Source organism: Cytobacillus sp. FSL H8-0458, from assembly GCF_038002165.1.
Lineage (GTDB): Bacteria > Bacillota > Bacilli > Bacillales > Cytobacillaceae > Cytobacillus.
Window position 1 is genome coordinate 1,950,581 of record NZ_JBBOBR010000001.1, and the last position, 26,064, is coordinate 1,976,644.

29 protein-coding genes are annotated in these 26,064 nt (G+C 42.4%); 26 read left to right on the top strand and 3 right to left on the bottom strand.

Going from position 1 to position 26,064, the window contains the following annotated elements:
• The first annotated feature begins 106 nt into the window (after positions 1-106).
• The gene (dacB, locus tag NYE23_RS09495) at positions 107-1,591 is read left to right on the top strand and encodes a D-alanyl-D-alanine carboxypeptidase/D-alanyl-D-alanine endopeptidase (protein ID WP_341077376.1); all 1,485 of its coding nucleotides are present in this window, start codon (positions 107-109) and stop codon (positions 1,589-1,591) included.
• A gap of 56 nt (positions 1,592-1,647) precedes the next feature.
• On the opposite strand, the gene NYE23_RS09500 is transcribed toward dacB, so the two are convergent.
• A complete protein-coding gene (locus NYE23_RS09500; RefSeq protein WP_341077378.1) occupies positions 1,648-2,181 on the bottom strand; it encodes a YceI family protein in 534 nt (177 codons plus the stop codon).
• 208 nt (positions 2,182-2,389) lie between these two features.
• On the opposite strand from NYE23_RS09500, the gene NYE23_RS09505 reads away from it, so the two are divergent.
• The 6 genes from NYE23_RS09505 to NYE23_RS09530 all read left to right on the top strand — a co-directional run bounded on the left by NYE23_RS09505 (position 2,390) and on the right by NYE23_RS09530 (position 7,355).
• A complete protein-coding gene (locus NYE23_RS09505; RefSeq protein WP_341077380.1) occupies positions 2,390-4,966 on the top strand; it encodes a DEAD/DEAH box helicase in 2,577 nt (858 codons plus the stop codon).
• A gap of 18 nt (positions 4,967-4,984) precedes the next feature.
• Positions 4,985-5,212: a hypothetical protein gene (locus NYE23_RS09510; RefSeq protein ID WP_341077382.1), complete on the top strand. Its 228-nt coding sequence runs from the start codon at positions 4,985-4,987 to the stop codon at positions 5,210-5,212.
• Positions 5,187-5,309 carry a hypothetical protein gene (locus NYE23_RS09515; RefSeq protein WP_341077384.1) on the top strand — a complete coding sequence of 41 codons (123 nt, stop codon included), beginning with the start codon at positions 5,187-5,189 and terminating at the stop codon, positions 5,307-5,309. Before NYE23_RS09510 ends, NYE23_RS09515 begins: the two co-directional genes overlap by 26 nt.
• A gap of 8 nt (positions 5,310-5,317) precedes the next feature.
• Positions 5,318-5,941: a TIM barrel protein gene (locus NYE23_RS09520; RefSeq protein ID WP_341080675.1), complete on the top strand. Its 624-nt coding sequence runs from the start codon at positions 5,318-5,320 to the stop codon at positions 5,939-5,941.
• Positions 5,826-6,806, top strand: coding sequence for an LLM class flavin-dependent oxidoreductase (locus tag NYE23_RS09525; protein WP_341080676.1), 981 nt, complete (start codon positions 5,826-5,828; stop codon positions 6,804-6,806). Before NYE23_RS09520 ends, NYE23_RS09525 begins: the two co-directional genes overlap by 116 nt.
• A gap of 87 nt (positions 6,807-6,893) precedes the next feature.
• Complete coding sequence (locus NYE23_RS09530; RefSeq protein WP_341077387.1) at positions 6,894-7,355, top strand: CoxG family protein; 462 nt, start codon at positions 6,894-6,896, stop codon at positions 7,353-7,355.
• 39 nt (positions 7,356-7,394) lie between these two features.
• Here NYE23_RS09530 and NYE23_RS09535 read toward each other — a convergent pair whose 3' ends face one another.
• A complete protein-coding gene (locus NYE23_RS09535; RefSeq protein ID WP_341077388.1) occupies positions 7,395-7,877 on the bottom strand; it encodes a ribonuclease H-like YkuK family protein in 483 nt (160 codons plus the stop codon).
• 251 nt (positions 7,878-8,128) lie between these two features.
• Between NYE23_RS09535 and NYE23_RS09540 the strand changes: the two genes are divergently transcribed.
• The 16 genes from NYE23_RS09540 (at position 8,129) to NYE23_RS09615 (ending at position 22,779) form a co-directional block, all read left to right on the top strand.
• Positions 8,129-8,572 carry a YndM family protein gene (locus NYE23_RS09540; RefSeq protein WP_341077390.1) on the top strand — a complete coding sequence of 148 codons (444 nt, stop codon included), beginning with the start codon at positions 8,129-8,131 and terminating at the stop codon, positions 8,570-8,572.
• Positions 8,573-8,697: 125 nt separating this feature from the next.
• Entirely contained in the window at positions 8,698-9,063 is a 366-nt protein-coding gene (locus tag NYE23_RS09545; RefSeq protein WP_341077392.1) for a hydrogenase maturation nickel metallochaperone HypA/HybF, read from the top strand.
• Positions 9,053-9,718, top strand: a complete 666-nt coding sequence (gene hypB / locus NYE23_RS09550) for a hydrogenase nickel incorporation protein HypB (RefSeq protein WP_341077393.1) — start codon at positions 9,053-9,055, stop codon at positions 9,716-9,718. The genes NYE23_RS09545 and hypB overlap by 11 nt, the downstream gene beginning before the upstream one ends.
• Complete coding sequence (gene hypF, locus NYE23_RS09555) at positions 9,696-11,984, top strand: carbamoyltransferase HypF (protein WP_341077396.1); 2,289 nt, start codon at positions 9,696-9,698, stop codon at positions 11,982-11,984. The genes hypB and hypF overlap by 23 nt, the downstream gene beginning before the upstream one ends.
• A 12-nt stretch (positions 11,985-11,996) precedes the next feature.
• A complete protein-coding gene (locus NYE23_RS09560) occupies positions 11,997-12,230 on the top strand; it encodes a HypC/HybG/HupF family hydrogenase formation chaperone (RefSeq protein WP_076256480.1) in 234 nt (77 codons plus the stop codon).
• The gene (hypD, locus tag NYE23_RS09565; RefSeq protein ID WP_445662593.1) at positions 12,205-13,311 is read left to right on the top strand and encodes a hydrogenase formation protein HypD; all 1,107 of its coding nucleotides are present in this window, start codon (positions 12,205-12,207) and stop codon (positions 13,309-13,311) included. Before NYE23_RS09560 ends, hypD begins: the two co-directional genes overlap by 26 nt.
• Positions 13,312-13,313: 2 nt before the next feature.
• Complete coding sequence (gene hypE, locus NYE23_RS09570) at positions 13,314-14,324, top strand: hydrogenase expression/formation protein HypE (protein WP_341077398.1); 1,011 nt, start codon at positions 13,314-13,316, stop codon at positions 14,322-14,324.
• 55 nt (positions 14,325-14,379) lie between these two features.
• Positions 14,380-14,889, top strand: a complete 510-nt coding sequence (locus NYE23_RS09575) for a cytochrome b5 domain-containing protein (protein WP_341077400.1) — start codon at positions 14,380-14,382, stop codon at positions 14,887-14,889.
• Entirely contained in the window at positions 14,889-15,794 is a 906-nt protein-coding gene (locus NYE23_RS09580) for a hydrogenase small subunit (RefSeq protein WP_341077402.1), read from the top strand. Before NYE23_RS09575 ends, NYE23_RS09580 begins: the two co-directional genes overlap by 1 nt.
• A complete protein-coding gene (locus NYE23_RS09585; RefSeq protein WP_341077404.1) occupies positions 15,787-17,196 on the top strand; it encodes a nickel-dependent hydrogenase large subunit in 1,410 nt (469 codons plus the stop codon). Before NYE23_RS09580 ends, NYE23_RS09585 begins: the two co-directional genes overlap by 8 nt.
• Positions 17,196-17,654: a hydrogenase maturation protease gene (locus NYE23_RS09590; protein WP_341077405.1), complete on the top strand. Its 459-nt coding sequence runs from the start codon at positions 17,196-17,198 to the stop codon at positions 17,652-17,654. The genes NYE23_RS09585 and NYE23_RS09590 overlap by 1 nt, the downstream gene beginning before the upstream one ends.
• A 136-nt stretch (positions 17,655-17,790) precedes the next feature.
• A complete protein-coding gene (locus NYE23_RS09595; RefSeq protein WP_341080678.1) occupies positions 17,791-19,152 on the top strand; it encodes a DEAD/DEAH box helicase in 1,362 nt (453 codons plus the stop codon).
• Positions 19,153-19,175: 23 nt separating this feature from the next.
• The gene (locus NYE23_RS09600; RefSeq protein ID WP_341077406.1) at positions 19,176-19,763 is read left to right on the top strand and encodes a branched-chain amino acid aminotransferase; all 588 of its coding nucleotides are present in this window, start codon (positions 19,176-19,178) and stop codon (positions 19,761-19,763) included.
• A 148-nt stretch (positions 19,764-19,911) separates the two neighbouring features.
• A complete protein-coding gene (locus NYE23_RS09605; RefSeq protein ID WP_341077408.1) occupies positions 19,912-20,955 on the top strand; it encodes a fatty acid desaturase in 1,044 nt (347 codons plus the stop codon).
• 91 nt (positions 20,956-21,046) lie between these two features.
• Positions 21,047-22,183, top strand: coding sequence for a sensor histidine kinase (locus NYE23_RS09610; protein WP_341077411.1), 1,137 nt, complete (start codon positions 21,047-21,049; stop codon positions 22,181-22,183).
• Complete coding sequence (locus NYE23_RS09615; RefSeq protein ID WP_341077412.1) at positions 22,180-22,779, top strand: response regulator transcription factor; 600 nt, start codon at positions 22,180-22,182, stop codon at positions 22,777-22,779. Before NYE23_RS09610 ends, NYE23_RS09615 begins: the two co-directional genes overlap by 4 nt.
• A gap of 36 nt (positions 22,780-22,815) precedes the next feature.
• Here NYE23_RS09615 and NYE23_RS09620 read toward each other — a convergent pair whose 3' ends face one another.
• Complete coding sequence (locus NYE23_RS09620; protein WP_341077414.1) at positions 22,816-23,121, bottom strand: hypothetical protein; 306 nt, start codon at positions 23,119-23,121, stop codon at positions 22,816-22,818.
• A gap of 436 nt (positions 23,122-23,557) precedes the next feature.
• On the opposite strand from NYE23_RS09620, the gene NYE23_RS09625 reads away from it, so the two are divergent.
• From NYE23_RS09625 to NYE23_RS09635, 3 genes are all read left to right on the top strand, one after another.
• The gene (locus NYE23_RS09625) at positions 23,558-24,655 is read left to right on the top strand and encodes a branched-chain amino acid aminotransferase (RefSeq protein WP_341077416.1); all 1,098 of its coding nucleotides are present in this window, start codon (positions 23,558-23,560) and stop codon (positions 24,653-24,655) included.
• 112 nt (positions 24,656-24,767) lie between these two features.
• Positions 24,768-25,037 (top strand): DUF1292 domain-containing protein, encoded by a 270-nt coding sequence (locus NYE23_RS09630; RefSeq protein ID WP_341077419.1) that lies wholly within the window; start codon positions 24,768-24,770, stop codon positions 25,035-25,037.
• 87 nt (positions 25,038-25,124) lie between these two features.
• Complete coding sequence (locus tag NYE23_RS09635; RefSeq protein ID WP_341077420.1) at positions 25,125-26,036, top strand: CBASS cGAMP-activated phospholipase; 912 nt, start codon at positions 25,125-25,127, stop codon at positions 26,034-26,036.
• The last annotated feature ends 28 nt before the right edge of the window (positions 26,037-26,064 follow it).

Here is a 26,064-nt window from a genome sequence, read left to right on the forward strand (position 1 = left end):
TAAGTAAATTAAAAATTGATCCTTTTTCCTCATTATGGAAATGAAGGGAACTCACCTTTCTAAGAAGAAATGGTAATGAAACAAATTGGAAGGTGGTTTAATACATATGAAAAAGAGTGTAAAAATGCATATCAGTTTATTGCTGGTATTTATGCTGGCACTTGTTCCTTTAGCCCAGCCTGAATCTCCTCATGTCCAGGCAACAGAAGAAGGCAGTGACCTCGTCCAGCAGCTTAACCAAATGATTAATAATGATCCAATCCTAAAGGGAGGACTTGCAGGAGTCAGTATCCGCAATGCAGAAACCGGTGAGCTTGTATATGACCATATCGGGGATGTACGTTTAAGGCCGGCATCTAATATGAAGCTCCTTACAGCAGCTGCCGCTCTTGAAACGCTGGGTGAAAATTACCAGTTCACAACAGAACTTCTTCACACAGGCTCAATAAAGGGAAATACACTGCAGGGTGACTTGGTCTTAAAAGGGAAAGGTGACCCAACTCTTTTAAAGGAAGATTTTGATGCATTTGCCGCTAATGTGAAGGGAGCAGGCATCAAGGTTATTCATGGCAGCCTGATCGGTGATGACACCTGGTATGATGATGTGCGCTATTCAACCGATCTGTCATGGAGCGACGAATCCTGGTATTATGGCGGACAAGTCTCAGCACTTACTGCCTCCCCTAATGAGGATTATGACGCAGGCACAGTCATTGTAGAAGTATACCCTGCTGAAAAAGCCGGGCAGGAACCGATTGTAAAAATGGTGCCGGAAACAGACTACATAAAAATCGTTAATAATGCGGAAACCGTCGCTAAAGGGGAAAAGAAGGATATCCATATTGAAAGGGATCACGGGACGAACACCGTTACAATAGAAGGGGAAATTCCAGTTGAAGGAAGCCGTTCAAGGGAATGGATCGCTGTATGGGAGCCGACTGGCTATGCCTTGGATTTATTAAAGCGTTCTCTCGATGAACAAGGGATTAAATTGAAAGGGAAGACAATAGCAGGCCCTGCCCCTGAAGGAGCAAAGCTGTTTGCTGAGCATAAATCCATGCCTATTAAAGAGCTGCTTATTCCATTTATGAAATTAAGCAATAATGGCCATGCAGAAACGTTAATCAAGGAAATGGGCAAGGTTGTCAAAGGGGAAGGCAGCTGGGAAAAAGGCCTTGAAGTATTAGAAGAACAGGTAAAAACCTTTGGAATGAATGGTGAAACTCTCGTGCTCCGGGACGGTTCCGGGATTTCACATGTAAACTTAATTCCGGCCAATGAAATCTCCCAACTGCTTTATGAGGTCCAGGACGAAGAATGGTTCTCCTCTTATTTGAACTCATTGCCGATTGCCGGGGAGACAGACAGGATGGAGGGAGGAACTCTAAGAAATCGCATGAAAAACTCCAAAGCAGCCGGGAACGTCAAAGCAAAAACAGGTTCAATCTCGACAGTCAGTTCATTATCAGGTTATGTTAAGACAGCCAGCGGTGACGAGCTTATTTTTTCAATAATTTTAAACAACTTAACTGACGGCGGCAAAGGGAAAGTGATTGAAGACAAAATTGCCACGCTTTTAGCCGAACAGTAAACATAAAAGAAAAGGGCAGGATACCGTTTCACCGGTATACCTGCCCTTTTTTGGCATTACTCTGCTTTTGCTGCCTGTATTTGAAGATCGATTTTTACTCTATCTCCAACAAGGACTCCGCCAGTTTCAAGTGCTGAATTCCAGGTTAAGCCATAATCGCTTCGTTTGATAGCCCCGGCAGCTGTAAAGCCGACTTTTTCATTGCCCCATGGATCTTTGCCTGATCCTTCATATGTGACAGCAAAGGTTTCTGTCTTTGTTACACCATGAATCGTAAGATCGCCTGTTACATCATATTCATCGTCACCCTTACTTACAATGCCTGTTGAAGTAAATGTCATTTTCGGATGGTTCTCAACGTCAAAGAAGTCTGCAGAACGCAGGTGGTTATCACGATCTTCATTTCGTGTATCCACACTTGAAAGTGCAGCATTGAATGTAATATCAGCTGTTGTTAAATCTGAGGGATCTGCTGTAATTTCAGCATCAAAGCTATTAAAGCTGCCTTTCACGTTTGCGATCATCATATGCTTGATAGAAAAATCCACACTGCTGTGTGCTGGATCCACGGCCCACTTAGTTTTTGCCATTATAAATCTCCTCCATTAGTTCGAATTCATTTGTCTCGAATTCAAGATGTTTTAATTATAAACAAATTATATGCCGGTTTAAGTTTTATGTCAATGATATTTTTTGAAAAGATGGTAAAATGAAGACTACTTAAATTTTCAACATCATACATAACCTAAGTCATAATGATTACACCGCGTATTTGCGAAGTTTAAAGGGGAACGGATCATGAATCAGCTTGAACAGATATACAATAATGCTGAAGAGCATACAAAAATAAAAATCCTGGAAGATGCCGACCGATATCTTGGCGGCCAAGAATCTATGCCCTCCTATAAGGAATATCTTTCTGAAAGATTTCATTATATCGATCAAATCTGGGTAAATGTGTGGCTGAATAAAATCACCGCCAAAATATCCAAACAGGAAAAAAAGAAGTATTTAAGTGAGAAAGGGTACGACACCGAAAATGTTGACAGGAAAATAATCAATCACCTGTTCCGCACTGAAATGAGGGATTATCAGCCCTTTAACAGTTTGGACTGGCTTAATGACCTATTTGAAAACAATAATGAGGGATGGGCTGAGCGCTATGAGAACGCAAGGGCCCATTATCTGCAGAAAGCAGAAGAGGAACTGATTCAGCGAAAAAAATATACAATCCGTGAAAATATCGAAAAAAACATAGATAAAATTATTGAAAAAGATTATAGCCTTCTTTATCTCCATGTCAGACATATGGCTTCAAAGCAGCTGGTTTCCGATTTTAAAAATAAGACAAGGTATCTGAAGGTGGACACCTTCGCACTTGAAGAAAAGCTTGAGGAAACAGGCAGTTTTAATGCCGAAGATTATACTGTTATGGGAGAATTCTTCGAGGAGCTGACAGGGAATATTCATAAAGCATTGTATTGGGGAAAAGGCTATTTCGAATATGAAACGTATTACTATGTTTATAAAAACCATATATCAGGATTTCTTTCTGATTCTCTGCAAACACTCATCCTGCAGAACCTTCCGCAGCATCTATTCGAGGAATACGAAGATGCATATGATAAACCGCTGACCGGGAAGTCTGTTAAGAAGCTGATTGCCCATACTCTTCAAAACCTTAACGAAAGCTTTTTTGAAACCATTCAGGAGGAATATGTTGAAGATTTGGTCAAGCTTGCGGATATCCCATTTGACCCTGAAGTCCATCAAGAACAATTGGAGAAGGACATTGAAGACAGGGAAAGAAAAATAGCAGAAGAACTGGCTGAGCAGCAGCGGAAGAAAGAGGAAGAAGAACGCATGCTCGAATATATTTTCGGGCAGGAATACAGTCCTTCAGTGGAACGGGCCAAAAAATATGTACTTCATATCGGAGAAACCAACACCGGAAAAACCCATCATGCCCTTGAAGGGATGAAATCAGCAAACAGCGGTATGTATCTGGCGCCTTTGAGGCTTTTGGCACTCGAAGTATATGATAAATTAAACCGTGATGGTGTACCATGCTCTTTGAAAACCGGTGAAGAAGAGAAGACAGTTGCCGGTTCAAAGCATCTATCCAGCACGGTAGAGATGTTCTACGAAAAGGATTTTCATGACGTCATTGTTATCGATGAATCTCAGATGATTACCGATAAAGACAGAGGCTTTTCCTGGTATAAAGCCATTACCAAGGCAAATGCCAATGAAGTCCATATTATTGGAAGCCGCAGTGCTAAAAGCATGATGCTGCAGCTCCTTGGCGACGCAGATATTGAACTGAATGAATACAGCCGGGATATTCCTCTTGAAGTTGAAGCAAAAGAATTTAAATTCAGTCATGTCCGAAAAGGCGATGCACTAATCTGTTTTTCAAGAAAGAGAGTGCTTGAAACGGCCTCAAGACTTCAGCAGGAAGGCCACTCAGTAAGCATGATATATGGAGCGATGCCTCCAGAAACCAGAAAAAAACAAGTTCAGCGTTTTATAAATGGTGAAACTTCCGTCATCGTTTCCACTGATGCCATTGGGATGGGACTTAACCTGCCAATACGGAGAATTGTGTTCTTGGAAAATGATAAATTTGACGGAACGAAAAGAAGGACCCTTACTTCACAGGAAGTGAAGCAAATTGCCGGAAGAGCAGGGCGAAAAGGACTTTACAATATTGGAAAGGTTGCTTTTACAAAAGATATCAAAAGGATGAAAGCTCTGCTTGAGATGGAAGATGCACCGGTACACAGCTTTGCCATCGCCCCAACCAATACAGTATTTGAAAGGTTTCAAAGGTATTACCGCGATCTCGGGTCATTCTTTGAGCTTTGGGATAAGTTTGAGAGCCCAAGAGGAACCAAAAAAGCAGCATTAACAGAGGAGAGAGACCTATATGAAAGGATTCGCGGCACAGAAATTGAAGCCAAGCTCGGCCTGATGGACCTGTATGGCTTTCTCCACCTTCCTTTCTCTAAAAAAGAAAATGATCTTGTCCGCCAATGGGAAGAAACGATGTATGCCATTATTTACGGGGAGGAGCTGCCAGAACCCAGAATCAAAAACCGGAATTTGGAAGAGCTGGAGCTGACCTATAAAGCAATCGGCCTTCATCTCCTGTTCCTGTATCGTCTTGAACAGAGAACCGAAGCGTTATACTGGGAAAGATTAAGGGAAGAAATCAGTGACCATGTTCATGAAAGACTGAAAACGGACATTAAGGAGCTCTCAAGAAAGTGCAGAAAATGCGGAAAAAAACTGCCTTGGGAACACGAATATCAAATCTGTGATGAATGTCATTCTTCACGATCCAGGAGAAGATATAATTATTATAGAAGGTAATGAATGGGTGGGATTAGGATGTTATTCGGCTGTCATGTAAGCATAAGAGAAGGCTATTCAGGAGCTGCAAAGGCTGCAAAGCTCAAGAATGCATGTGTAAAGGACTATAATCGGGAGGATGCAGCTCTTTGCAAGGCTTTCTGCAAAGAGCATGACATCTTTTCGATTGAACATACTCCATATCCAACCAGCCTCACACCCCGGCCGGAGAAGCAAGAACTTGACGGTAAAGTCTTTGCTGAATGACCTTGAAATTGCCAGTGTGTGCGGCTCGGCAGGAGTGGTTGTCCATTTCGGAAACCCAAAATCAGCAGCAAGGATCCGCTTGCAGGATATCAATTAATGATTGAGATGCTTAATCAAATCCTCTCCCGCAGTAAAGAACATTGCTTAATCCTCCTTGAAAACACTGCTGGCTATCCTGGGTCAATGGGTACAACAATGGAGGAGCTTGTTCAGGTTCTGAGTCTGTGTGAACACCCGGACCGAATTGGTTTTTGCCTGGATACTTGCCATGCCAGTGCCAGCAATCTCTGGAATGGAGATAATCTAATGAATTTCTTAAAAAAGGGGAAGAGCTTGGCTATTTCGATCATCTTAAAGCCATTCACTTTAATAACTCTAAATTTCCGGCAGGCTCCGGCAAGGATAGACACGCCAATATATTTAACAAAGTTTTTATTACTGAGATACAATTTGATCAGCTTGTCAATGCCGAACCCTTTCGAAAATTGCCTTTCATCCTGGAAACACCTTCTGACGAAGGAATTGAACATCATGAAGAAATTGAACTTCTCATTCATAGATGGGGAATGCTGCAATAAAGTTTTGAAAGAGGGGATACACCTTGAAAATAAGCATTTTAGATCAGGCACCCATTTCATCGGGATATTCACCCAAAGAAGCACTGGAAGCTTCTGTACAGCTCGCACAATCAGCCGAGGAGCTGGGCTTCACAAGATATTGGATTGCTGAACATCATCATTTATCCGGCTTTGCCAGTTCTGCTCCTGAAATCATGTTGAGTTATATCGGTGCAAAGACAAAAAGAATACGGATTGGTGCAGGTGCCATATTGCTGCCATATTATAAGCCATACAAAATTGCGGAATTGTTCAATATGCTTGCTACCTTGTTTCCTGGAAGAGTGGACCTGGGAATTGGAAGAGCACCAGGTGGATCAGCAGAAGCGTCCATGGCGCTCTCAGATAATTTCTTGGAAGGAGTCCGCAAAATGCCTGAAAAGGTGATGGAGCTTCTTCAATTTTTAAATAATGACTTTTCTGAGGATCACATGTTTGCAAAAATATCAGCTTCTCCTTTGCCTAAAATTAGGCCGGAACCGTGGTTATTGGGGACAAGCATCAAAAGTGCTTTAATGGCTGCTGAATCTGGAACTGCTTATGCATTTGGCCAATTTATGAGTGAAAAAGATGGGGAAGACATTATAAAACAATATAGGAAGAGTTTCATTGCACTGGGAACTTTACAGAAACCAAAAGTTATCTTGACAGTCTCTGCAATATGTGCTGAGACAACACAGAAAGCTGAAGAGCTGGCACTCAGCAGTATACTTTGGAAGATAAAGGCAGAAAACAATGAGGGCAATGAGGGGATTCCTTCAATTGAAGAAGCAAAGAACTATTTTCGTAACCTGGATGTGGAGCCATTTAACAATAGAAACCGCGATATTATTGGAAACCCTAAAGAAGTTGCCGAGCAGCTGATGGACATGAAGCACCGGTACCATGCAGATGAGATCATGATTGTTACCCTTGTTCACCAATATGAGGACCGTTTGCGTTCATATGAGCTGATATCAAAAGAATTGATCAAATAAAAATTAAAATTAATGAATCTCGCCCTGTTCATTTGAATACATATTCATGGAAACCAACTTATGAAATACTTAAAAGGGGCGGTAAAAATGGCAAGCTGTACGCATCAGGCAGAAGTAAATATTCCGATAGAGGCAATATGGAGCTTTGTCAGTGATATTGGGAACTGGGCACCATTAGTGCCCGGATATATTGCACATGAGGTACTGAGTGACAAAGAATCAACCTGGAGCTTCAAGAGCGATATAGGGATTATTAAGAAAAAAATTGAATTAAAAGTGGATATAACAAGCTGGCAGGAGCCAACAAAGGTTACGTTTCATTTAACAGGACTTAATGAGAAGTTTACGGGACATGGGTACTTTCTTGCGGAGAAAGGAAGAAATAAGAAAAATATCATGACAGGATCACTTGATATTTCAGCAGAGGGAATGATGGCTAAAGTAGCCAATTCCTTGCTTAATACAGCTCTTCCTGAAATTACTGCAGAACTGACAGAGGCTGTGGCATTAAAGGCCGAACAGGAATACAGGGAGCATGCAGGTGTATAATTTGCCCCAATGAAAAGAACTCATATACCCTGAGTTCTTTTATTTTGTATATCGATTAGCGTAGCTGGAGGCCACGAATGCTTCCGGCTTTATTTTTGGCTCAAGGCCGATTGATTCGATCCTGGACACCATTTCTTTCACAAATTCCCTGGTTTTATTTCTTTTGCCTGATCCGATGTCCATATGCCCTTCCATTGAGAATGATCCGCCTTTATAAAGGAATGGCAGAACGATTTCAAACATTTTGTCTTTGTAATCCTCTGTAAACAAAGAGACCACTTCTTCAGTCAGCGAGGTTTCATAGGAGATTCGCTCATGTAGATGCAGCATTTTCCTTGGTATAACAGTTTTTCGAATACATGCCCAGGCGCCTTTTCGCTCATTTTGTATCACAATCCCGGTTATAAAGACAGTGCGATTGCAATGCACCTGTGAATCTGTTCCAATCATAAGCCTGAAGTTCCCATCAGGATTTCGCTTTATAAAAAGTAAGATCCGGTCGAATACCTGCTCAAAAGTCATATACCTCTCCTGAAGATTTTGAAATTTATATTCAGCATTCACCTATTATCACCACATTAAGTATTTTGTCTCGGAGTATCACTCTTCCACAACCTTTAACTTAAAATGTAATCCTTATTACTGCCATTATATTGACGGACACTGAACAAGTTGTTTATTTTTTTGAAAAAATTGCTTATGAGGCAAAGGAACAGAAAATGAATGGGAATCTTCATAATGATAAAAGATATGGTAAAAGAGGAGGTGTTCTTATGAACAAAACACTTATCTTAATACTTAAATTAGCATCAGCCATGATTGCTTTTGCCATAGCGCTTGATTTATTTTTTAATGCGACATTCGCTGATATTATTTCTTTCAGTATTCTGGTAACAGCCATGTCCTATATGCTCGGAGACCGCATCATCCTTCCGCGGCTGGGAAACCGGAATGCCCTTATTGCTGACTTTTTCTTAGTCTATGCTTCTGTTTGGGTGTTTGGAAGTGTGCTGCTTAACAGTTACCAGCAAATCGCTTGGGGAAGTGTGATTGCGGCAGGGATTATCACTCTCTCTGAGGTATTTGTGCACAGATTCCTGGTAAATAAAAGGGAAATCAGCCAAGAGAAAGAGAGCAGCCAATCTGCTATAAATCCGCGGCTTGCTTATGGGATGGAAATGGCTGAAGAAAGAGAGCCGACAAAGGATTGGGAATAAATTTATATATTTCTCGAAGCCCCGTTCATGACCACTTGGTCTGAAAGGGCTTTTTATTTTGCATGTAACTAGAGATCTTAGAATATCCATTAACAAACAATCAATTTGCTAAAGGGAGGTTACATATGCACGAAATGTCTCTGATGGCTGAAGTTCTTCGCCTGGTGGAGGAAGATGCCATCGAGAGAGGCTTTATGAAGGTTGATCGAATCTCTGTCATTGTCGGGGAACTTTCCAATGTCCTGCCCGATGCATTAGAACTTGCATTTTGTTACTTTCAAAAACAGGAGTGCAGCCTGATCAGCGAAAAAACCGAACTGGCTATTATAAGGGAGGAAGCAAAAGCCAGGTGCAAAGAGTGCAGAAAAGAATTTGCCCCGGATTACCGGATAGCCCTTTGTCCACATTGCCATCAATTAAATACTGAGATAATCTCCGGCGAATCTTTTCAAATTGAGTCTTATGAAGGAAGTGAGAGTTTTGAAGATTAAAATGGACAATGATGTTCTGAAAGATAATAATGCTGCAGCCAATTTTAATAGAACTTTATTTAAGCAAAATCAAACACTGGTCATCAATCTTATGAGTGCACCAGGTGCAGGTAAGACCACACTCCTTGAGAGAACCGTTAAAGCTCTGTCATCAGAATTCAAAATTGCAGTCATAGAGGGGGATCTGGCAACTGAGCGGGATGCAGACAGGCTTCGGGCTTTAGGTGTAAATACAGTACAAATTAACACAGTTGGCGGCTGCCATCTTGACGCAAGAATGATAGCCAAAACATTACCCCAATTCCAGCTTGAAGAAATTGATATCCTTTTTATTGAGAACATCGGCAATCTTGTCTGCCCCTCAGGCTATGATTTGGGACAAGACTATAAGGCTGTCATCCTCAGTGTGCCTGAAGGCAATGACAAAATCCCTAAATACCCTTTGATGTTTCGCCGTACCGATTTAACCATTATCAATAAAACAGACTTGCTTCCATACGTACAATTTGATTTAGAAGAAGCACAGAGGGATTTACGCACGATTAACCCGGATGCTGCTTTTCTTGCACTGTCTTCCCAGAAGGGAGATGGGATGGAGGAATGGATAAACTGGTTAAAGAAAGCACATGCCCATGCTGCGTTCAGTCAGAATTAAAGTAACCGGAAGAGTACAGGGTGTCGGGTTCCGTCCTTTTATATATGGCCTTTCAAGAAAATACAACATTCAGGGAACAGTTCAAAATAATTTAGATGGCGTTATTATTCAGGCAGAAGGCGCAAGCAAATCCATTGCCAGCATAATTGATCACATTCAAAACAGCCCTCCTCAACTGGCAAAAATTATTGAAATGACCGTAGATGAAAGTCTGCCATCGTATTTTAACGATTTTAAGATTGTTCCAAGCAGCCGAAGCAGTCATGCTGAACCATTAATTCCAGCAGATGCGGGATTGTGCAATGACTGCCTGCGCGAGATGCGTCAAGAGAGCAACAGGCGGTTTCAATATCCTTTTACAAATTGCACTCAATGCGGGCCGCGGTATTCCATCATTCGGGAGCTTCCGTATGACAGGCCACACACCGCCATGGACAAATTTCACATGTGTATTTCCTGCAGGGAAGAATATGAAAATCCGACAAATCGCCGCCATCATGCACAGCCGGTATGCTGCCCTGATTGCGGACCTGAACTAATTCTTTACGATTCGAATAAGAAGCCGCTGAAAAGAAATCATCAAGCTATTCAAGCGGCATCCAATCTATTATCGGAAGGAAAGATTGTAAGCATTAAGGGGATAGGGGGATATCATCTTGCCTGCAATGCACACAATGAAAAGGCGATTAATGAACTAAGAATCCGGAAAAACAGGCCGCAGCGCCCTCTGGCAATTATGGCAAAATCACTTGAAACGGCACGGAAGTATTGCCATGTCACAGAAAAAGAAGCAGAGATGCTAAGGAGCCCTGAAATGCCAATCGTTGTTTTAAGGAAAAAAGAGAGTTCCGATCTTCCTGAGCATCTTTCCCCGGGGTTATCGACCATAGGAATCATGCTTCCCTATTCGCCGCTGCATCATCTGCTGTTTGAGAACAGCGAGCTGGAATGCATCGTACTGACAAGCTCTAATCCGTCTGGACTGCCGTTATATTTCAAAGAGGACCCAGGCATCCTGTGTGACTATATTCTTACCCATAATCGCCCCATTCTTCATCCCATCGATGACTCTGTCATACAAGTCAATCAGGCTGGAGAAGTTCTTTTTCTAAGACGCTCCAGAGGTTTTATTCCGGAAGTTTTTAAAACCGCCTATCCGTTAGATCAAATCCTGGCTTTAGGGGGAAACCAGAAGAATGCCTTTGCTGCCGGGAAGGGCCACAGCATTTATATGGGCCCGCATATTGGAGATCTGGATAACGAAGAGATGCTGCAGCATTATGAAAATCAGGTGAAGCATTATAACAGCTGGCTGGGGTTTGAGGAAAAAATGATTGCCGCTGACTTACATCCTTCGTATTCCGTAAGCAAGTATGCAAGCCATTTCAAGGTGCCTGTGATCCAAGTCCAGCATCATCACGCCCATCATGTGTCATGTATGGCAGACAATGATTTATATGAACCGTGCTTTGGACTGATTCTCGACGGCACAGGCTATGGGGATGACGGTCATATTTGGGGGTTTGAATTATTGTATGGCTGTGCCGATTCCTTTGAGCGGCTGGGCCATCTCAGTTATACACCGCTGCCTGGAGGAGAGAAGGCTGTAAAGGAGCCATGGAGGAATGCTGCAGGAATGATTCTTCACTTCTGGCCTGGTCATGGAAAGGAGCTTGCTCTGAAACTTTTTCCCGAAAAAGCCAGAGAAATCAGCATTATTGAACACATGGTGAATAAGAAGATCCATATACCCCTTGCCGGAACGTGCGGGAGGCTTTTTGATGCAGTCAGTGCCATATTGGGAATCTGCCAAACATCCACTTACGAGGGAGAAGCAGCGATGAAACTATCAGATTATATGTATAGATCCCGGTCAGAATTTAACAAACCTTATCCCTTTAAGATAATAAAAGACAGAGGAGAACCATACCGGCTCGACTTCTCCCAGATGATTTATCAAATAATCCAGGAATATTTTGAGGCCGTTCCACCTGCTGTTATTATTCAAAGATTTCATCATACAGTTGCAACTGCATCGGCAACGTTAATTTTATGTAAAGCGGATGAAAGACCAGAGCTTAACCGGCGAATTGTCCTTTCAGGAGGGGCGTTTCAAAATGTTTTTCTTGCCAGGGAACTTTCCAGAAAGCTTGAGGAAAACGGTTTTACTGTTTATACACATAAGAAAGTTCCTTGCCATGATGGCGGATTATCATTAGGGCAGTTAATGATTGCAGCCAGACAAACAAAAGCTAAAAAGATATAAAGGGGTGGTTTCATGTGTGTAGGTGTTCCCTCAAAAGTTATAAAACTGGAAGAAAACCGTGCTCTTGTAAATGTTATGGGATCTAAAATTTATGTGGGCATTCTTTTTGTTCCAGAGGTGAAAATCAATGATTATGTGCTAATTCATGCAGGACAGGCCATGACTATCATCAATGAGGAATTTGCCCGTGAAAGCATTGAGGAATGGAGGAGAATAATTGATGGACAGCATGGCACCCTTTTCTGATCCGGTTCTAAGCCAGCAGTCAGCAGAAGCAGTCATCCAATTAGCTAAACAATATATTCAGATGCACGGCCGAAAACCTGTTTTTATGGAGGTGTGCGGCTCGCATACAATGGCCCTTGCCAAAACAGGTGTAAAAACGAGATTAAAAGAGTATGTTCAATTAATAGCGGGTCCGGGCTGTCCTGTTTGTGTAACAGACCAAAGAACGATAGACAGCATGATCAGCTTATCAAATGGACGAGGCATCATTCTGTGTACATTCGGGGATATGATGCGCGTCCCGGGATCCAGGCATTCTTTGCTTGAAGCCAAAACAAAGGGAAAGGATATTCGTGTAGTCTATTCCCCATTGGACAGCATACGCATCGCTGAACAGAATCCTGACAAAGAAATAATATTTTTAGGCATAGGCTTTGAAACGACAATTCCATTGCTGGCAGCAGCCATCAAGGAAGCCGAACAGAGAGGTTTAACCAATTTCAGCATTTGGATGACAACAAAATTGGTCGAGCCAGTTTTACGTGTGCTCCTTGACGCAGGTGAAATTCACCTGGACGGTTTTTTGCTCCCCGGCCATGTATCTGTTGTGCTGGGAAAAGAGAGTTACTCTTTTTTAACTGAAGAGTATAGGATGCCTGGAGTCATTTCAGGCTTTGAGCCGGTCCAACTTTTAAGCAGTATTTATAAATTGCTGCAGCTTTGTATAGAGAATAAAGCGAAAATCATTAATGATTATCCTTATGCAGTTTCTGAGTCAGGCAATGGTGCTGCCAAAAGCCTGATGAAGAAATATTTAAAGCCGGGGGATGAAGACTGGCGCGGAATAGGAACAATTCCCAATAGCGGCCTGGTACTTAAAGACAATTACCAGGACTTTGATGCCAAGAAGAAATTTAAGATTACGATAGCTTCTCCGCGAAAGACGAAATGCAGATGCGGTGAAGTCATTCGGGGACTGACTGTTCCTGAAGAATGTATCCTTTTCAACAAAGCCTGCACACCAGCTAATCCAATAGGTCCCTGCATGGTTTCAGCAGAAGGCACATGTGCAGCCCATTACCACTATATGAGGGAGGAGTGATCATGCTGCAGCGGATAAATCTGGCCCATGGGGAAGGCGGGGAGCTGACACATAGACTGATTAAGGATGTTTTTGAAAAAGCATTCGGCCACGGGGAGCATACAAAGCACGATTCAGCCATATTTCAATGGAAGCCCGAAACGATTGCATTGACAACTGACAGCTATGTAGTAAAACCGATTTTCTTTCCTGGAGGGAATATTGGCAAGCTTGCTGTTGCCGGGACTGTTAATGACCTGGCTGTCAGCGGTGCAGTTCCCAAATTTATGACAGCAGGGTTCATTATTGAAGAAGGTCTGCCCCTTAAAGATTTAAAGGAAATTGTTCATAGCATGGCTGACGAAGCAGAAAAAGCAGGAATCAGGATCATTGCAGGAGACACAAAGGTGGTCGAAAAAGGCAGTGCAGACAGGTTATTCATCAATACTTCCGGCATTGGAACAGTGGAGAGCGGGCACAAACTTCAGCCAAAACACATTCAGAAAGGTGATTCTATTATCTTAAGCGGAACGATCGGAGACCATGGAATTGCAATTCTCAGTGCCCGAGAAGAGCTTGGCTTGCTTACGGACACAGTAAGTGATTGCGCTTCACTCAATGGGCTTATTCAGAGTCTGATCCAAACGATAGATGGAATTCGCCTATTGAAGGATCCGACAAGAGGGGGACTAGCGACAGCACTTGTAGAACTTTGTGAAGACTTCCATTTTAATTGCGAAATTGATGAAGAATTCATTCCCATTCGGGATGATGTTCATGGTGCATGCGATATTCTAGGCTTCGATCCCCTTTATCTGGCAAATGAAGGGAAAATGATTTTACTGGTGGATTCGAAAAAGGAAGAGCAGGCACTTCAATTATTAAGGAGCCATCCTTTAGGCGAGAACGCAGCTGTCATAGGACAGGTAACCGGCACAACTAATAGCGCCGGTAAGCTTTATTTAAAAACACCTTTAGGAACAACACGCAGACTGCAGCGCCTTGCCGGATTGATGCTGCCCAGGATTTGTTAAAGTTTTCTCTGTTTCCTGCATAGTATAGGGTATGAAAGCCTAAGGAGAGAATGCGATGCAAAACATCAGGATGCTTCAGCAGCAGGTGAATAGCCTTATAACTCAGGCAAGGCAGGATATTTATTCAATTTCTGCCACTTCAGACCCCACTGCCAAACAGGTAAAACTTCAGAGAATTTGGGACGCATTGACAAGCATTCAATTTCTAAATGATTTACTGGCAGCCCATGCAGCCTCATCCATTGCCCCGGCAAATGATAGGCCACCCATGAACACGATGCCAGCGGGCCAGCCGATATCCCCAACTGCAGCAAATCCGGCAGTGGCTGTTCCAAATCAAACCTTTACAATTCAGGATTTAGCGAATTACGATGGCAAAAATGGCCGGCCTGCTTATGTAGCCGTGAGCGGCGTCGTTTATGATGTAACCAATAACAGAGCGTGGGCCGCTGCTACCCATTTTGGTTTGGTATCTGGAAGGGATTATACACAGGAGTTCGCCTCCTGCCACGCAGGACAGCAATCGATTTTAGCAACTTTGCCAGTCGTCGGGAGGCTGATTTAATGGAAAATTATATTTTGCCGCCGGAGCCATTGACGAATGAAGCCATTGCAGCCAGGTTAACAGCTGGTGCCAGAAACGGAATTGCAAACGGATCAGTCAAAAAGAAAAACCTTGTATATCTGGAGCTCAATGGATGCTCCGGCAATATCATCTCCCTGCTGAACGGGGCAAATCCGGACTTTGAATATATGATCGGGTCGATGGTCAATCTCGTTTACAGCAACAGCTTGATGGCTGCAGAGGGGGAGAAGGCCATTGAACGGCTTATGAACGCATTGGATGAAGATTACATCCTGGCGGTGGAAGGTGCAGTGTCTTTAAGAGACAATGGATTATATAACATCATTGGCACCTGGAAGGGAAAACCGCTTACCGGTTTGGAAGCAGCCAAAATGCTCGGGGAGAAAGCATCTCATATTCTTGCTGTCGGGGCATGTGCCACGCACGGGGGTGTATCGGCAGCCAGGCCAAATCCTTCCCAGTCTGTAGGTTTGCAGGATGTTCTGCCTGATAAAAATATGATTAAACTGCCAGGCTGTCCTGTTCATCCGGACTGGTTTTTAGGAACCTTAGCCCACATTCTTTTATATGGGGATCCGGATACCGATAATCTTGGGCGGCCATTAATGTTTTACAGCACTCTTATTCATGACAGATGCCCCAGGCGCCCTTTTTTCGACCGGGGCATTTTTGCAGAAAAGCTCGGAGATAAAACCTGTTTATTTAAGCTTGGCTGCCGTGGTCCTGTTACCAGGACTGATTGTCCGACAAGGCAATGGAATGGCCATGTGAATTGGCCGATAGGGGATGATACCCCTTGCATTGGATGTGCCCAGTTTGGCTTCCCTGATGCGATGGCTCCTTTTATCAGTTATGACACGACAAGGGTGGTGAAGGATGAGTAAGCGGATCGTCATTAATCCATTGACAAGAATAAGCGGTTTTATGGAAATTGAAGTGATTGTCGACAAGAATAAGGTCGTGGATGTTAAAACAAAAGGAAACCTATTCAGGGGCTTTGAGCAAATGCTTGCCGGCAGAAGCCCCTTTGATGCTGTTTATTTTACCCAGCGTATTTGCGGAATTTGTTCCGCAGCCCACTCAGTAGCCTCTTCGGCTGCTTTGGAGGATGCTCTTGGTATTGAACCGAGTGAGCAAGGGAAATATCTACGCGATATAATCCATTGCTGTGAGTTCTTGCAGAACCATATCCGCCATTTTTATCAATACACGGTTCCTGATTTCGTAAGAATCGAAGGAAATACACTTCTGCAGACAGAGCATACTGATTTCAGGCTCCCTAAAACATTGAATGATTTAATCTCCCGGCATTACTTTGAATCACTAGAACTAAGCAGGCTTGCCCATCAAATGCTTGCCGTTCTAGGAGGAAAAGCTCCACATAACCACGGTGTGTTTATTGGCGGCATCACTACACAGGCTACAGCAGAAAAAGTTGTCCACTTGGATTCCAGCCTTCAGAAGATAGCAAAGTTTATTGATGAAAAAATGATTCCTGATGTTTTTGAAATTGCAAAATATTATCCTGAGTATTATAGGTTAGGCGGCGGCTATGGGAATCTCTTAACATACGGCGCATTTAATCATTATAAAGATATCGGTACCCTGTACGTTGATCCTCTAGTGTTTACCGATGATGGAATCCGGCCATTTGACGAACAAAATATTCAGGAAAAGATAGATTATGCCTGGTTCCAATCACCAAAAACCACTTACTCTCCTGATGAAATGATTGCGGAACCTGATCGTGATAAAGACAAAGCCTATTCGTGGGTCAAGGCTCCCAGATACGCAGGGCTCCCATTTGAGGTAGGCCCTTTAGCAAGACTGATACTGAGCGGAGAATATACAAACGGAATTTCAGCTATGGACAGAACCATTGCAAGGGCCCTGGAAGCAAAAAAGATAGCCAGCATTATGAAAACTTTGCTGAATCTGCTGATCCCAAATACGAATGTCCAAAAAAAGTATGAATTGCCTGAAGAAGAAGTATCGGGTAAAGGGTTAGTCGACACCACCCGCGGCGCTTTGGGACATTGGATTAAAATAAAAAATAAAAAAATCGATTTCTACCAGATCATAACACCATCAACCTGGGACTTTTCTACCCGGGATGAGAATGGATACATGGGAACCGCAGAGCAGGCATTAATGGGAACCCCCATTCATGATCCGGAAAACCCGGCTGAAATTGGACGGATCCTTCGGTCTTTTGATCCTTGCATGTCATGCGCGACACATGTACATACACCCGGGAAAGAAGTCAAAACCATTCAGGTGCTATAATGAAAAAAACCATTATTTTAGGAATAGGCAATCGCCTGATGAAGGACGATGGAGCCGGTATCTATATTGCTGAAGAGCTGATGAACATAGAAGAAAACCTGGATTGCGAATACATCATAGGAGAATCCGACATAGATTACAGCCTCTCTAAGCTCGAAGGTGCCGAGTTTGTCATAATCCTGGATGCCATTTTATCAGGGGGTAACACCGGTGACATTGAAGTTTATTCTTTAGATAAGACAGATACTCATGGATTTCTCAGCTTATCGCCGCATAATATGCATCTGTTTCAGGCACTATATGACCAAAGAGACAAATTGAAAGGCTGCATCATCGGTATTGAACCTTTTGATATTTCCTTTCAAATAGGATTAAGCAGGGAACTTGAAAAAAAATGGCCCGAAATCGTAAGCAAAGTTAAAAAAACAATTGATGAAATTTTATCAAATAGAGGTTAGTTTTCAGGGTCTGAACTGAATGCTCACCTTTTTTTGCGTTTTCCTGCAATAAGAATGCTTGCTATTTTGCCGCTAAACACACAATATAAATAAGGACATATTGAATAAAGACCACGAAAAGAAAGTAGGGTTTTATTTGCAGGAATTTTTAAAACTTGGCATTTCGGAAGAGCTATCTGATATTCTGCTGCAGCATGGCATCGCTAAGCCAACACCTATTCAGGCGCAGGCGATTCCAGCAGTTATGGAAGGAAAGGATGTCATTGCCCAGGCTCAGACAGGAACCGGAAAAACATTGGCATTTATTTTGCCTATTCTGGAGAAAATGGACCCGAATGCCGTTCAGATCCAGGCTCTGATTGTAACACCAACAAGGGAACTGGCATTACAGATAACAGACGAAGTACTGAAGCTTACGAAAGACAGTGATATAGATGTCTTAGCTGTATATGGAGGGCAGGATGTGGACAAGCAGCTTAAAAAGCTGAAAAAGAATGTCCAGATTGTAGTGGGGACACCTGGCCGGCTGCTGGACCATATCAAACGAAATACCATTGATTTTTCACAAGTGGATTTTTTAGTATTGGATGAAGCTGACCAAATGCTGCATATAGGCTTTCTTGATGACGTTGAGAGAATCATTAAAGAAACGCCTGCCAAAAGGCAGACCATGCTTTTTTCTGCAACTATGCCGGCAGAAATAAGAAAACTGGCAAACAAACACATGAAAGAGCCGCAGTATATCCAAATTGAAAAAACACAGGGGCCAGCCCATTCAGTTAAACAAATAGCGATACATACCATCGACCGCGCCAAGCAAGGGACGCTGATAGAGCTGATCCAAACTCATAGACCATTTTTGGCCGTGATCTTCTGCCGTACAAAACGCAGAGTAACCAAATTATATGAAGTACTGAAATCGAACGGTTTTGAATGCGATCAGCTTCATGGGGATTTATCACAATCGAAACGTGAACAAGTAATGAAAAGATTCAGGGACGCAGAGATACAGCTATTAGTTGCAACGGATGTAGCCGCTAGAGGGCTTGATGTCGAAGGTGTCACACATGTTTTTAATTATGATATCCCACTCGATCCTGAAAGCTATGTGCACCGCATCGGGAGAACCGGCCGGGCGGGCATGAAGGGACTGGCCATTACGTTTTATTCGTCTGCCGACAAGCCGCTCCTTGAAGCAATTGAAAAAGGACTGAAAATTACTATTCCTAAACAAAACCTTGGCAATAGCAAAGACGATATCATGCCTGAAGCAGCATCAGAAAAAAAGAGGCCACATTCCAAACGCCAAACCTCCGCTGGAAAGAAAATTAACAGCAGAAAAGGAAGCCAGCAAAAATCAAAAGATGACAGGTTTTCCCATGAAAAAGGCAGAAAAGACAAAAGCAGTTCACCTCGAACAGGCCGTACAAAAACCCAAGGGAAAAAGAAGCCTTCTCCCACAGCTTCAAGAAATTCATCACAAAGACGGGGAAGGTAAAGATATTTGAGGAGGAAAGCAACTTGTTAAAAGAACGTATGGAAAAGCACTTGAAAGAACAGCCCGCTGAACTTTATAAAAAAGAAAAGGAATTTGCCCAAAAGCACGGGCTCTTGATTGATGGTCATGAAGCAGGAATCCAGAATCCAAAGGACCGCTTTAATGACGCTTATATAGAAAGAGGAGATAAGGAAACAGAGGAAGTTCTCGGACAGGAATCTGCCGGCTTTTTAAATCAGCCAATAGACTATTTCAAAAATCATAAAAATGAATTTATGTATCTGGAGTCGAAGTGGTTTGACCTGATCGGAGCGGATGCTGTTTCCTTTGAGACAGATGATGTTTTTGGCAACTATGAAGTAATGTTGGGACTGAAGCTGCCAAAAAAAGCAGAATCAGCTATAAGAGCATTTATTGATGAAAATACTGTTACAGGCACAGCAAAATACAGCCTGATGTTCAGCCAGCAGGATGGGCTTTGGGATTTTAATTTTTCGCTGAACGACCTTGAAGGCTTTAAAGAGGAACTATCCATACAAGATGCATATCAGTTAGTTTACGAATTTCTTTTTAACCTTGTGTCAGAAGTGGAAGAAACGCGCAATAAATAAATATTTATAGCCAGATATTAGGATGAACTCTTAATTTTTTGTCCAAACCATGATAAATGTCATGGTTTGGACATGACACCTATGTCTACAAAGCAGTTTGCAAACCCTTTATTATTAAAATTAACGTCATGATGAAGGGAATTAACAAATGACTTCAAAACAAAAACAACTCAACTTAAAAAAACAAATGGCACCTTATGAAAAATCTGATTTAACAAAAAGCATCCTGCAGCTTGTCAATACGCTGGGACCATTTTTCCTGCTGTGGTTCCTTGCTTACAAGAGCCTGAGCATTTCTTACTTTCTGACGCTTGGCATATCTGTCGTTGCAGCAGGCTTTCTGGTCAGGATCTTCATTATATTCCATGATTGCTGCCACCACTCCTTTTTCAAAAACCGTAAAGCAAACAAAATCATTGGCACCATCACAGGGATTCTGACCGTCTTTCCTTATCACCAATGGCAGCATGACCACAATGTTCACCATGCAACCAGCGGTAATCTGGACAAACGCGGTACAGGAGATATCTGGACACTGACAGTGAAAGAATATCAGGATGCGTCATGGTCGACTCGTGCAGCATACCGAATCTACCGCAATCCGTTCGTTATGTTAGGTTTAGGCCCTATTTATGTGTTTTTGTTAAAAAACCGTTTTAACAGAAAAGGGGCAAGAAAGAATGAACGCATCAATACGTATCTTATAAATGCGGCCATCGCCGGTTTGTATGCGTTCCTGTGCTGGACTATCGGGTGGGAAGCATTCCTGATGGTGCAGGGGCCGATCTTTATGATTTCAGGAGCAGCCGGGATTTGGCTTTTCTATGTACAGCATACATTTGAAGACTCATATTTTGAAGAAGATGATAAATGGGAGTATGTTAAAGCTGCTGTAGAAGGAAGCTCCTTTTACAAGCTGCCGAAAGTGCTTCAGTGGCTTACAGGGAACATCGGGTTCCATCATATTCATCACTTAAGCCCACGCGTTCCTAACTATAACCTTGAAAGCGCCCATTATAATACAGCTGAACTTCAGAATGTGCCGACGATTACTCTTTCTACCAGCCTGAAGTCACTCCAATTCCGCTTATGGGATGAAGAAGCACAGGACTTCACCGGGTACGGAGCAGCAAAGCAGTCTGCCGTCAGCAAAAAACAGAGCAGAACTAAAACGGCATCTGTGAAGCCGTAAACTGAATGTATAAGCTGAAGAACAGCTCCTTTGTGATATGATGGCAAAGGAGCTGTTTCATTATTTCATGAATAAAAAGAGGGTACCTCACATGTTAAAAAAACATTTAAATGCATTGAAAAGTTCAGGCATTTCTCCATATATATGGAGTGTATTCAGCATTCTGCCGTTTTATTTCATCTTCAGATCCACATCTAAAATTACCATAGCCGTCGGAATTATCCTGACTATACTCTTTTTTATATCGCTGCGTTTTGCCTTTATATCGCGGAAATGGCCTGTCTATTTATGGACTGGCATCTTAATCAGCATATCGATCACAATGACCATTCTCTTTTCATTTATTTACTTTGCATTTTATATTGCTTATTACAATGGCCATATCAAAAACAGGATTGCCTTTTTAACGCTGTATGTCATCCACCTGATCGCAACCACCATCTCCATAAACATTAATTTTGTCACCCAGAAGCCATTATTTCTCGAGCAAATCCCTTTTATTATTATCATTTGGATCAGTGTGATTTTGCTTCCTTTTAACATTCACAATAAGAAAAAGCAGGAAAAGCTTGAGGAACAGCTCGAGGATGCCAACAAAAGGATTGCGGACCTCGTCAAACAGGAAGAAAGGCAGCGGATTGCCCGAGATCTTCATGATACACTCGGACAAAAATTGTCTCTTATCGGGTTAAAAAGCGATCTGGCCAGGAAGCTCATCAGCAAGGATCCTGACCAGGCAAAGGAAGAGCTTATAGACGTTCAGCAAACCGCCAGAACAGCATTAAACGAAGTAAGAAAAATGGTTTCCCAGATGAGGGGAATCAGGCTGAAGGAAGAAATTATCCTTGTTAAGCAAATTTTAAAGGCCGCTTCTATCGAATTCATCGGAGAAGAAGATATCAAATTAAAGAATGTGTCACTCTTCCTTGAGAATATTCTAAGCATGTGCATGAAAGAAGCTGTAACAAACGTAGTAAAACACAGTAAGGCGACAGAATGCCGTATCCGCATTGAACAAACCTGGAATGAAGTCAGCATTACTGTTCGGGATAATGGGGTAGGCATGAATCCCTCAACAGATGTAGGCAAGGGGTCCGGACTGCTTGGCTTAGGAGAGCGGCTCGACTTTGTCAACGGAAGTCTTGAGATTGTATCTGAGAATGGAACAACGATTATAATGAAAGTACCAACAGTCGTGAAGGAACCAAACAAGGAGGAGAGGGCATGATAAAAATCGTCATAGCTGAAGATCAGCGGATGGTGCTTGGTGCGTTAGGATCTCTGCTAAATCTTGAAGACGATATGGAGGTCATTGGGAAAGCTTCGAATGGAAAAGAAGCCATATCCCTTGTCAAAACTCTTAAACCGGATGTATGCATTATGGATATTGAAATGCCGGAAAAAAGCGGCCTGGATGCGGCGGAAGAATTAAGAGACAGCGGCTGCAAAGTTATAATTCTGACAACCTTTGCGAGATCAGGCTATTTCCAGCGTGCTCTAAAAGCCGGTGTAAGAGGTTACTTGTTAAAAGACAGCCCAAGTGAGGAGCTGGCAAGCTCTATCAGAAACGTCCTGGAAGGAAGGCGCATCTATGCACCTGAATTAATGGATGATGTCTATGGCGAAGAAAACCCTCTGACAGACCGGGAAAAAGAGGTTCTAGAGCTGATAGCGGACGGCAAGAACACTAAAGAAATTGCCGACCAGCTCAGCATTAAGACAGGAACCGTGCGCAACTATATCTCGGCTATTCTTGACAAACTCGAAGTTACGAACAGGATTGAAGCCATAACCCAATCCAAAGAGAAGGGCTGGTTTAAATAGAATCTTCAATGAAAAAGGACAGCGGCCCATTAAGGCTTAGCTGTCCTTTTTCATTTTCTTTATTTCTTCCATCACGATGAAGGCAAGATCATCATTTCCGAACAAGGATAGAACACCAAGCAGAGTCTCATCAGGCACATCGCCTGCTTCTTCTTTTGGAACGGTCAGCTCCAGCGCTTCCTTTAGTGAACTGTTTTCCCCCTGATCCGGATATGCCTTTAAATAGATTTCCTCCGGATTTAAATCGTGATTGATGCACCACTGGGCAAATACGAGGATCATCATTTTTTCTTCGCCCTGATAGTTCTGAATAATTTTTTCTTCAAGCTCTCTACTGTTCATTATCATAAATCCCCTTTTGTATTTATATATTGATTATAAATTTAAAAACATGATTTTTCACCTTTATTTCTTTTTCTTCTGCATATAGAATTTTCAGTAATCCAAATTAATTCTAAATTTATCGTCAATTCGTATTGACAATTAAATAGTAGAATATCATAATATTAGAAAAACTTATAAAAACTTTAACAAATAACTGCACTACTGCCTTGAAGTAGAAAAGAGCGAAAGGCAACCCTTACAAAAACAGCATACGAGTCTTTTTCAAGGACTTCAGCTGTTGCTGTTGAGCATCCATACTGGTTGTTGCCGGGAAGCAAGCCCTTTCGTCCACGCTCGGAGGATGACTGGGCGTTTTTATTTACACTCTTTTAAGAGCAGCACGAAGAGCAGGCATTAGGTTTTTAAATCATCTACAGATAGGGAGTTTTGACAAATGACAGAATTTAAAATTGAAATCAGCCACACACCTGAGAAAAAACAAAAACCTGCATTTGATAACCTGGTGTTTGGCAAGAATTTTACGGATCACATGTTTGAAATGGATTATACTGCCGGCCGGAGCTGGCACGATCCAAGAATTGTACCTTACCAGCCGCTTTCTCTTGATCCAGCTGCAATGATTTTCCATTATGGGCAGAGTGTCTTCGAAGGGTTAAAAGCCTACCTTACCATTGACAATGAGGTATTGCTCTTCCGCCCTGAAAAGAATATGGAGAGACTGAATAAATCCAATTCCAGGTTATGTATTCCTGAAATTGATGAAGAGCTTGCCCTTTATGCCTTAAAAGAATTAATTTCAGTTGATCGGGACTGGATTCCGAATGTTGAAGGAACTTCACTGTATATCCGGCCGTTTGTCATTTCAACTGAGCCATATCTGGGAGTGGCTCCATCAGCGAGATACAAATTTATCATTATTCTTTCGCCGGTAGGCGCTTACTATAAGGAAGGCATCAACCCTGTTAAAATTGCTGTTCAAAATGAATATGTGCGTGCAGTAAAAGGGGGAACAGGCACAGCTAAAACCGGAGGGAACTATGCAGCAAGTCTTAAAGCTCAGGAGCTTGCAAGCTTAACAGGATATTCGCAGGTTCTATGGCTTGACGGAAAAGAGAATAAATATATTGAAGAAGTGGGAAGCATGAATATTTTCTTCAAAATTAATGGAGAAGTTGTTACCCCTGAGCTGAATGGAAGTATCCTGGAGGGAATCACACGAAACTCTGTACTGGAGTTACTCAAATACTGGAATGTTCCGGTGTCCGAAAGAAGAATTTCCATCGAAGAAATCTACCAGGCACATGCCGATGGCCAGCTTGAAGAAGCATTTGGAACAGGCACGGCTGCTGTTATTTCTCCAATTGGCGAATTCTTCTGGGACAACAAGATTATTGAAATCAATGAAGGGAAAACCGGGGATTTGTCCAAGAAAATCTATGATACACTGACAGGCATCCAAAAAGGAACCGAACCGGATCCATTTGGATGGAGTGTAAAAGTGAAAAAGAAAGAGGCAGCAGGAGTTAAATAATTCTTGATGACTGGATCGGCATCTAAAGCCGATCCTTTTTCTATTTTAGGCATGAAATTCCTCTAAAACGGGAAAATATAGAAAGAACCTATTAAGGAGAGGAGATTAAAGAATGGAGAAGATAGAAGTCGGAGAAGTTTTTACAATCAGTGATGAAAATGATCAGGAAATGGAAGTGGAGGTCCTCGCGTCTGCAGAGGTTGATGGCAATCAATATGCTGCTGTCAGCTTTGTAGAAGATCTTGAGGAAGATACGGAAGAAGATATTGATGTGTTCTTCTTAAAACTGGATGAGGATGGCGACTTTACACCTATTGAAAGCGATGAGGAATTTAACAAAGTCTCTGCTGTATTCGAAGAAATGATAAACAAAGAGGAATAGAAGAGAAGGAATCTTCCTTCTCTTTTTTTTACATAGGAAAATGCTTCGATCTTCTGGAGAACGATTACGGAAACAGCAGGTGATCCAATGAAAATACTATGCATTGATGGCGGCGGTATACGCGGTGTTTTTGCCGTAAGCATTCTGAAAGCACTCGAAGAGGAACTGAAACAGCCTGCAGGCGACTATTTTGATATAATCGCAGGCACAAGCACTGGATCGATCATTGCCTCTTCACTGATCCTGAAAAAAGATATGAGCGAGGTCCTGAAAGGATACGAATCATTCGGGAAAAAGATTTTTGTCAAACAGGCTAAGGTCGGCCTTTTTAAAAGTGTATACAGTGATAAGTATCTGCGGCGCTTTTTCCGGAAAGCCTTTGGCGAAACGGAGCTGTCCGATATAAAAAAACCGCTTTTGATTCCAGCTGTCGATGTGACCCACGGCAAACCGTTTGTCCACCGTTCTAATTACGGAAATCCCGGCAATGATAGCCTATCCATGAAGCTTTGGGATGCAGTGCTTTCCTCCTGTTCTGCACCTGTCTATTTCCCGCCAAACAACATCAGCAACAGTTATTTATCCATAGACGGAGGGCTATGGGCGAATAATCCATCACTCGTTTGCATTACGGAGGCTATGCATCACTTCAAGGTGGAGCTGCAAAATATAAAAATCCTGTCGCTTGGAACCGGTCTTCAAAAAATAGACTTTACGATTGATCATGATAAATATTGGGGTGTAAAGCATTGGCTGCCTTTCCAGCTCCCGTCCATGAAAGTGACACCCAAACTATTGGACCTGGCTCTTCATTTATCCTCAGAATCTGTTACCTACCATTGCAAACATCTCCTCGGAGAAAATTACCTGCGTATTAATGAAGAGCTGGGAGAAGAAATGCCTTTTGACGAAATAAAGTTTGTGGAAGATTTGATTATGCTCGGGGAGAAGGTCTATAAGGACCGGCGGGAGGAAATGAAGAAGTTTTTACTTTCATGAAAAGGAGCAGGGATTCCCCCTGCTCTTC

Bases quoted from the DNA above. Each gene is read 5' to 3' on its own strand.
- dacB (WP_341077376.1), top strand. From the start codon at position 107: ATGAAAAAGAGTGTAAAAATGCATATCAGTTTATTGCTGGTATTTATG.
- NYE23_RS09500 (WP_341077378.1), bottom strand. From the start codon at position 2,181: ATGGCAAAAACTAAGTGGGCCGTGGATCCAGCACACAGCAGTGTGGAT.
- NYE23_RS09505 (WP_341077380.1), top strand. From the start codon at position 2,390: ATGAATCAGCTTGAACAGATATACAATAATGCTGAAGAGCATACAAAA.
- NYE23_RS09510 (WP_341077382.1), top strand. From the start codon at position 4,985: ATGTTATTCGGCTGTCATGTAAGCATAAGAGAAGGCTATTCAGGAGCT.
- NYE23_RS09520 (WP_341080675.1), top strand. From the start codon at position 5,318: ATGCTTAATCAAATCCTCTCCCGCAGTAAAGAACATTGCTTAATCCTC.
- NYE23_RS09530 (WP_341077387.1), top strand. From the start codon at position 6,894: ATGGCAAGCTGTACGCATCAGGCAGAAGTAAATATTCCGATAGAGGCA.
- NYE23_RS09535 (WP_341077388.1), bottom strand. From the start codon at position 7,877: ATGACTTTTGAGCAGGTATTCGACCGGATCTTACTTTTTATAAAGCGA.
- NYE23_RS09540 (WP_341077390.1), top strand. From the start codon at position 8,129: ATGAACAAAACACTTATCTTAATACTTAAATTAGCATCAGCCATGATT.
- NYE23_RS09545 (WP_341077392.1), top strand. From the start codon at position 8,698: ATGCACGAAATGTCTCTGATGGCTGAAGTTCTTCGCCTGGTGGAGGAA.
- hypF (WP_341077396.1), top strand. From the start codon at position 9,696: ATGCTGCGTTCAGTCAGAATTAAAGTAACCGGAAGAGTACAGGGTGTC.
- NYE23_RS09560 (WP_076256480.1), top strand. From the start codon at position 11,997: ATGTGTGTAGGTGTTCCCTCAAAAGTTATAAAACTGGAAGAAAACCGT.
- hypD (WP_445662593.1), top strand. From the start codon at position 12,205: ATGGACAGCATGGCACCCTTTTCTGATCCGGTTCTAAGCCAGCAGTCA.
- hypE (WP_341077398.1), top strand. From the start codon at position 13,314: ATGCTGCAGCGGATAAATCTGGCCCATGGGGAAGGCGGGGAGCTGACA.
- NYE23_RS09575 (WP_341077400.1), top strand. From the start codon at position 14,380: ATGCAAAACATCAGGATGCTTCAGCAGCAGGTGAATAGCCTTATAACT.
- NYE23_RS09580 (WP_341077402.1), top strand. From the start codon at position 14,889: ATGGAAAATTATATTTTGCCGCCGGAGCCATTGACGAATGAAGCCATT.
- NYE23_RS09585 (WP_341077404.1), top strand. From the start codon at position 15,787: ATGAGTAAGCGGATCGTCATTAATCCATTGACAAGAATAAGCGGTTTT.
- NYE23_RS09590 (WP_341077405.1), top strand. From the start codon at position 17,196: ATGAAAAAAACCATTATTTTAGGAATAGGCAATCGCCTGATGAAGGAC.
- NYE23_RS09605 (WP_341077408.1), top strand. From the start codon at position 19,912: ATGACTTCAAAACAAAAACAACTCAACTTAAAAAAACAAATGGCACCT.
- NYE23_RS09610 (WP_341077411.1), top strand. From the start codon at position 21,047: ATGTTAAAAAAACATTTAAATGCATTGAAAAGTTCAGGCATTTCTCCA.
- NYE23_RS09615 (WP_341077412.1), top strand. From the start codon at position 22,180: ATGATAAAAATCGTCATAGCTGAAGATCAGCGGATGGTGCTTGGTGCG.
- NYE23_RS09620 (WP_341077414.1), bottom strand. From the start codon at position 23,121: ATGAACAGTAGAGAGCTTGAAGAAAAAATTATTCAGAACTATCAGGGC.
- NYE23_RS09625 (WP_341077416.1), top strand. From the start codon at position 23,558: ATGACAGAATTTAAAATTGAAATCAGCCACACACCTGAGAAAAAACAA.
- NYE23_RS09630 (WP_341077419.1), top strand. From the start codon at position 24,768: ATGGAGAAGATAGAAGTCGGAGAAGTTTTTACAATCAGTGATGAAAAT.
- NYE23_RS09635 (WP_341077420.1), top strand. From the start codon at position 25,125: ATGAAAATACTATGCATTGATGGCGGCGGTATACGCGGTGTTTTTGCC.